This is a genomic window from uncultured Rummeliibacillus sp. (assembly GCF_934216135.1).
Classification (GTDB): Bacteria; Bacillota; Bacilli; order Bacillales_A; family Planococcaceae; genus Rummeliibacillus.
The window spans coordinates 1-6,560 of the sequence record NZ_CAKQBI010000059.1; the positions used below are offsets into that span (position 1 = coordinate 1).

The window sequence follows — 6,560 nt, forward strand, 5'->3', positions numbered from 1 at the left end:
AATACAACTAACCTAGAAGAATTTTTGAAACTCGCAAAAGAACTAGGTGAAGAAAATCTTACCGATGAACAAAAACGAATCCTCACCTTGTGGGAAACTGCAGAAGGTATCAAAAACGGTGTTTATAAAGCAGGAAAAGAATTCGTAAAAGGAATATTCGATTTCGTCTTGCATCCAGTAAAAACCATAGAAAGTACAATCGACGCACTTGCGCATCCAATCGAAACGCTCGATTATTTTTCGAAGGCGATCCGTGATTCGTATGAACGAGATGTGATCAACGGAGACGCCAAATCCCGTGCGGAATGGTTTGCTTATGGATTAGGAACCATTGGACTTTCCGCAGTGGGAACAAAAGGATTGGGTGCAGTCTCAAAAACCGGAATGGCAACAACGAAAGTCGCTACCAAGGCCGGTGCTAGCAAGGTAAAAGGTGCAGTAGAAAAAATTTCTGGTTTCGATTTATTGCCGTATTCCCCTAGGAATCAATTAGCCTATGCGAATGTAGGTGTTGTGCCTTACAATGTGGTGAATGGTGCTGGGGTGAAAGATCAGCTGCTTTCTTTGGCGAAGATGGAGAGCAAGGGGAATGCTAAACTAAGTCCATCAAATTATCCAAATCCAGACCCACCCATGTCTATACCTCCAGTAAGATACAAACCAAAAATAATAGAAGAAGTTATAAGAATGCGTCAAGGAAAAGGACCAACGACTAAAATGACCCATGGTATTAAAAATATAGAAGCACACCATAGACAACAAGTTCCTGTTAAAAATGGTGGGATATTAGATGAATTAGAACAAAGTACACATAGAGGGGAAGGAAATCATACACGTCATAATAAAGCTTCACAATTAACTCCATCTCAAAGAGCCAAGGAGATTAGAGAGCATTATAAAGAAAGAGGAAAAGAGTATATACTACCAGGCGAAGGAATTTAAAGGAGGAAGAGTAATTGACAAGAGATGAAGTTGCAAATTTATTAGATGGTATATTAGACAAAGAAATAGGAAATTTAGATACTCCTTTGGCAAGTGAATGGGACAAAATTGAAAAAAAATTTGGATGTCAATTTCCATTAGAATTTAAGTTTTTTATTGAGTTAATGTCGGAATATTCATTTCCAGGAGATATCTTAAATGTATCAAATGGTAAAACGAATGGAAATGATACTATTGAATTTACTTATGATTACGAAATGAAACAAGGTGTATGGAAGGAAGATTTTATCCCCTTTTATAGTATAGGTAATGGTGACTACTTTTGCCTTCTTTCCAGTGAGTGTCCAAACACAGGAGTTTATTATTATTCGCATGAAGAAAATAATATAGAAAAAGAAGCTAATAACTTTGAAGAATGGTTAATTCGGTTACCTGCCTTTTTGAGTTAAGTTTTGGTGCCAGTAAGGTTTAGGTACCAGGTACCAATTCTGACAATAGGGTACAAATTAAGTCCTTAGCCACTTCTGGGGTGAAGGGCTTTTTTTGATAGAATAGAATTCTAATTATATTTTGACACAACGAAAGTATAATCGATGCAATCGCGCATCCAATCGAAGCCTTCTAAGATCTAGTGCCTGGCACTGAAACAATTCAGAAAATAGGATACAGATCAAGTCCTTAATTTCTCAAGGGGTTAGGGGCTTTTTCTTTTTATGGTTGAATTTATGATTGTGTAAACACCCCCATGAAACGGTAGAAAAAATCCATCAATTTGATTACAATCAAAGTAAAGCTTTAGAAGAATTATCCAACGATGTGTCGAAAATGCAAAACTAAAAAGATCGTATTCAATCACATACGAAAAGTAGATAGGAGGATTTTATGGATAAGAAAGTGCAATTAACTAGCCAAGTTAAAACGGTAATAAATATTCTTGAAAATGAATATCCTAACGAAATAAAAAAAGATATTTTTCAATTAATATATAAGAGATATAAGAATGCACTGGAAATACTTAAAAATAATAAAGATTTAAACAGAATAAATATTGTTGGTGGTGTGAGAGCCTATATGGATAGTTTTGATGATTATCAAAATCCTTTATTAAAAGAATTACACAGGGCAGAAAACTTATTTAAAGAGTTATTATATTAGAAGATATTTATACTAAACCTTGAGTGGCCGCTATAATCAAGCCTTTCTCTGATTGTCTGCAGTGGGAACAAAGGGTCTGGGCGCTGTATCAAAAACCGGAATGGCAACAACGAAAGTTGCTACCAAGGCCGGCGCCAGCAAAGTAAAAGGTGCAATTTCTGGTTTCGAGTTATTGCCGTATGCCCCTAGGAATCAATTAGCCTATGCCAATGCAGGAGTTGTGCCTTACAATGCGCTGAATGGTGCTAGGGCGGAAAAACAGCTGCTTTCTTTGGCGAAGATGGAGACTAAGGGTACGGTAAAAGTTGTAAAAGAGTATGATGTAGTTTCTTATCGTCCTGCAAATGGAAAGCACGGTCTCGAAAATCATCATGGAGTAATGAATGAGTGGGCAAAGCAAAATATTCCAGGATATAAAGAAAAAGTTGGTAAGTCACCGACAGTTGCTCTCACAGATAGGAATAATGGTGGGATGCACGAAGCAACTAAAAAGGTCTATAGAGAATGGCTACGGGAGAGAACAGGTAGACCTGTAGGAGCGAAAGTTGATTGGAAAAATGTTAGTCCTAAAGAGATACAAAAATTATCAGAAGATATGTTTGATGCTGCAAAGGTTACGGAATTAACTAGGAGAGAATATTACAGACAATTAAATAAATTTTTATATACACTTGACTAATAATTAGGAGGCTATTATGAGTATAAAAGAGATTCTTCAAAAAATAAATGAAACAAAATACTGTAAAGTTTACCCACCTCAAGGACTTCCAGAAAATATTGAACAGGGTGACGTTCTTCCGAAAGATTTACTTGAATTTTATACGATTTGTGGAGGAGTGGAGTTGTTTACTAATGTAGATTTTGGCGTTTCTATCGTTCCTTCTGATAAATTTGTGCTAGCAAACCCTATAATTGTGGGGGAAAAATGCGAATATGATATTTCCTCACATTGGTATATTTTAGGTGACCTAGGTAGTGGTAATTATTTATCGATTGATTTACATCCTGACAGGTTAGGAAAATGCTATGATAGTCACTGGGATTCTCATGGTATAGTAGGTAGTAGTACAGTTGTAGCAATTTCATTTACTGATTTATTAAATAGAATATTACTAAGTAAAGGAGAAGGTGAGAGTTGGTATTGGTATAGTGATGATTTTGAATCCCTAGGAGATGCTTATGACGGAATTGAAATAGAGTAAAATTTTACTTGTTACCTTGAATGGCTTAAAGCTTTTCAAGGGTTTTTTTTATTTATATTAAATCAGCTGATATTGAGTGAGACAAAAAGAAAATAATTTGTTTGAGAATCGAGAGCTCATGAAGGCTGGACCGTCAAGGAGTAATTTGTAAACAGTGATCTAGGAAGAAAAGTGTGAGAATTAGGCGAGATGACATTTTACATGCAGGAGGTAGTTTTTTGTATGGAATAGTGACTAAATAAACGATAATGACAAAGCTCGTGGCAATAAACAATGGTTAATGTGAGAGGGGGATGTTTGCTTTATATAGGTAAATTAAAAAAGTAAGGGATTCTGGTGGAGACAGAGATGATATGGTAGAAATGCTTGAGAAACTTGGCGATATTGCAAAAAGGAGGAAATAGTTGAAAATGGAAAGTAAACAAGTTGCAAAAGAAATTCGTTCTGCTATAAAAGAAAGTAATATTGAAAAAGTAGTTGAACTAATCGGTTCTGATCCTGACCTTTTAAATATGATGACTCCTTTCGGATCGTGGCTTCATGTCGCAGCTTCTAGAGGAGAGTTAGGGATAGTCAAAAAACTTGTAGAGCTTGGTTCAAATATTAATATGCAAGGCGGAGTATATGGTGGAGGAGCATTGAACGAAGCAGCTTCTGCAGGACATATTGATATAGTTAGATACTTATTATCTTGTGGTGCCGATATGGACGTAAGCGAACCAGAAAGAAATCCATTGTTCGGTGCAATTAGTAATGGATATGTAGATATTGCAAAACTATTAGTTGAAAAAGGTATAGATATAGATATTAAATATAATGGTGAAGCTATGAAAAATATGGATGCATTAGCTTTTGCAAGGGAACAAGGGCAAAATGAAATCGTCAGGTTGTTGGAAAATCAAAAAGGAGAAGTAACTACTTCTATTGAATCAAACAATAGCAATCAAGATCATCATGATGAGCTTCTACAGCGTGTGGTTAAATATTTTGGTCCTGTAAAAAACAGTATAAGTGAGATTGTTCCTGGTAGTAGAGTATCTGTAAATATTCATATTATTCCTCCATCTATGAATCAAAATTTTGTAACGCTTGTTACAACAGGTATGAGTGATGAACCTATGGACTATTCAAATGAGGAGAGCATTTTCAAATATGCAGAATTGCTACTAAAATTACCTTCAAGTTGGACAGTTGAGGAAGACGATATGAAAGATCAAGACCACTATTGGCCGATTGATTGGCTAAGAAAAGTGGCTCATATTCCTCATATTTACGATGGATGGATTGAAGAAGGTGTTATTCTTCCAAATGGAGAACCCCCTAAGGCATTTGCATCAAATACAAAGTTATCAAGTATAATGCTATGTCGCCCTAAAGAAGTTGGGCTAGATAAAGTCCATACTAAACAGGGAGATATAAAAATTTATTCGCTCGTTCCTATTTATGAAGAAGAAAAAATTCTTGCATTAGAAAAAGGATATGAGTATTTACTAAAAAAAATGAGTGAGCAAGGGATTTCAGATGTTTTGGACATACAAAGAATAAATGTTGGCGTATTGCAATAATAAAATAAGAAATAAGAGCAGATGCCAGGCACTGAAACAATTCTAACAATTGGTTACAAATTAAGTCCTTTGCCTCTTTTGTGCTGAAGGGCTTTTTTGATATAGAAAATTTAAATCTTCCAAAGACTGCGCCAGCAAGGTAAAAGGTGCAGCACAAAAAAATTTCTGGTTTAGATTTATTGCCGTATGCCCCTAGAAATCAATTCGCTTATGCCAATGTAGGTGTTTGCCTTAGAATGTGGTGAATGGTGCTGGGGTGAAAGATCAGCTGCTTTCTATGGCGAAGGTGGAGACGAAGGGTAGCGGTAAGGGTACAGGTAATCCTGGAAGGTCAGGTAAACAAAGTAGACTTAAAGCGATTGCAAATGATGATAAAGTATCTACAGCTTTAAGAGGTGAAATAAAACGTGATATAAATGAAATGAAAATAGGAAAGAGAAAAAGTATAAGAGTTCCACAAGGATATAATCTGGCACATAGACGTGGCTATGAAGCAAGAAAAGGTTATGGATATGAATATAGTGACCTTCAAACTATAAGAAGTCATAGAACTCAGCATAAACATGATGGCTATGGAAAGAGGATAAAATAGGAGGTATTGTTATTGAATAACAAAGAAATTGAAGTAGTGAGTACTCTCCCTGCTTCAAAAAGGTATGAATACTTTATAAAGAAAGTAGCTGACTTTGAAGAGGTGTGGGGATTGTTCGATGATGGGTGGGCAATCTCAGAAGATGATAATGGAAATCCTCTAATGCCCTTTTGGCCGAAAAAAGAATTCGCAAATTTATGTGCAGTTGATGATTGGAAGAACTATAAAGCAGAAAAGATAGAACTTGAGGATTTTATGCAAGAATGGTTACCTGGGATGAAAGTAGATGGTATCAAACCTTCCATATTTTGGAATAATGTGGACTCCTCAGTATTGGATATTGATACATTATTTTTAGATTTAGCAGATGAGTTAAAAAAATATTGATTTTTAAAACCTTGAATTGCTTAATAAAATATATCTTATATTAAGACTAGGTTCAAGCCAAAGGGAACTTCAGAAAATAAACTACAGATCAAGTCCTTAATTTCTCAAGAGGTTAGGGGCTTTTTCTTTTTATGTTTGAATTTATGATTGTGTAAACACCCCCATGATACGGTAGAAAAAATCCATCAATTTGATTACAATCAAAGTAAAACATTAGAAAAATTATCCAACTATGTGCAGAAAATGCAAAACTACATAGATTGTATTCAATCACATACGAAAAGTGGAAAGATACAACTAGAAAACTATAAAGTGGGCACATTGAAGAAGTATCAAATCGATGAATTACTTTTAGAAAATACTTGTTCTAGAGAAGACACTGATACGAAGGAAGAGTTACAAAAGAAACTCGCAAATGCATATACCATAGAAGAATTTTTAAAACTCGCAAAAGAACTAGGTGAAGAAAATCTAACCGATGAACAAAAACAGCTCCTTACTTTGTGGGAAACCGCAGAAGGTATCAAAAAAGGTGCCTACAAAGCAGGAAAAGAATTCGTAAAAGGACTATTCAATTTCGTCTTGCATCCCGTAAAAACAATAGAGAGCATATGCTCCTAGAAATCAATTAGCTTATGCGAATGTAGGTGTTGTGCCTTACAATGTGGTGAATGGTGCTGGGGTGAAAGATCAGCTGCTTTCAAAAGCACAAAAGGT

The 6,560-nt window shown here is 35.4% G+C and carries 9 protein-coding genes and 1 pseudogene; all 10 read left to right on the top strand.

Annotation, left to right across the window (positions count from 1 at the left end; genetic code table 11):
• Window positions 1-942, top strand: a 942-nt coding sequence (locus Q0977_RS17525; protein ID WP_299516231.1) for a hypothetical protein, incomplete at its 5' end; no start/stop codon positions are given.
• A 14-nt stretch (window positions 943-956) separates the two neighbouring features.
• Window positions 957-1,391: an SMI1/KNR4 family protein gene (locus tag Q0977_RS17530; RefSeq protein ID WP_119415224.1), complete on the top strand. Its 435-nt coding sequence runs from the start codon at window positions 957-959 to the stop codon at window positions 1,389-1,391.
• Between the two features lie 433 nt (window positions 1,392-1,824).
• Window positions 1,825-2,097: a hypothetical protein gene (locus Q0977_RS17535; protein ID WP_119415223.1), complete on the top strand. Its 273-nt coding sequence runs from the start codon at window positions 1,825-1,827 to the stop codon at window positions 2,095-2,097.
• 61 nt (window positions 2,098-2,158) lie between these two features.
• Window positions 2,159-2,776 (top strand): sugar-binding protein, encoded by a 618-nt coding sequence (locus Q0977_RS17540; protein WP_299516234.1) that lies wholly within the window; start codon window positions 2,159-2,161, stop codon window positions 2,774-2,776.
• 16 nt (window positions 2,777-2,792) lie between these two features.
• Entirely contained in the window at window positions 2,793-3,299 is a 507-nt protein-coding gene (locus Q0977_RS17545; protein WP_299516236.1) for an SMI1/KNR4 family protein, read from the top strand.
• 410 nt (window positions 3,300-3,709) lie between these two features.
• Window positions 3,710-4,864, top strand: a complete 1,155-nt coding sequence (locus tag Q0977_RS17550; RefSeq protein ID WP_299516238.1) for a suppressor of fused domain protein — start codon at window positions 3,710-3,712, stop codon at window positions 4,862-4,864.
• 238 nt (window positions 4,865-5,102) lie between these two features.
• Window positions 5,103-5,456: a polymorphic toxin type 8 domain-containing protein gene (locus tag Q0977_RS17555; protein ID WP_299516240.1), complete on the top strand. Its 354-nt coding sequence runs from the start codon at window positions 5,103-5,105 to the stop codon at window positions 5,454-5,456.
• 12 nt (window positions 5,457-5,468) lie between these two features.
• The gene (locus Q0977_RS17560; protein ID WP_299516242.1) at window positions 5,469-5,843 is read left to right on the top strand and encodes a DUF2750 domain-containing protein; all 375 of its coding nucleotides are present in this window, start codon (window positions 5,469-5,471) and stop codon (window positions 5,841-5,843) included.
• A 147-nt stretch (window positions 5,844-5,990) separates the two neighbouring features.
• Window positions 5,991-6,128: pseudogene (locus tag Q0977_RS18330) on the top strand (T7SS effector LXG polymorphic toxin); the annotation flags it as partial.
• 36 nt (window positions 6,129-6,164) lie between these two features.
• Entirely contained in the window at window positions 6,165-6,464 is a 300-nt protein-coding gene (locus Q0977_RS17565; RefSeq protein WP_299516244.1) for a Nif11-like leader peptide family natural product precursor, read from the top strand.
• The last annotated feature ends 96 nt before the right edge of the window (window positions 6,465-6,560 follow it).

What these genes read in the sequence shown, in the direction of transcription:
- Q0977_RS17535 (WP_119415223.1), top strand. Translation starts at nt 1,825, where the DNA reads ATGGATAAGAAAGTGCAATTAACTAGCCAAGTTAAAACGGTAATAAAT.
- Q0977_RS17545 (WP_299516236.1), top strand. Translation starts at nt 2,793, where the DNA reads ATGAGTATAAAAGAGATTCTTCAAAAAATAAATGAAACAAAATACTGT.
- Q0977_RS17550 (WP_299516238.1), top strand. Translation starts at nt 3,710, where the DNA reads ATGGAAAGTAAACAAGTTGCAAAAGAAATTCGTTCTGCTATAAAAGAA.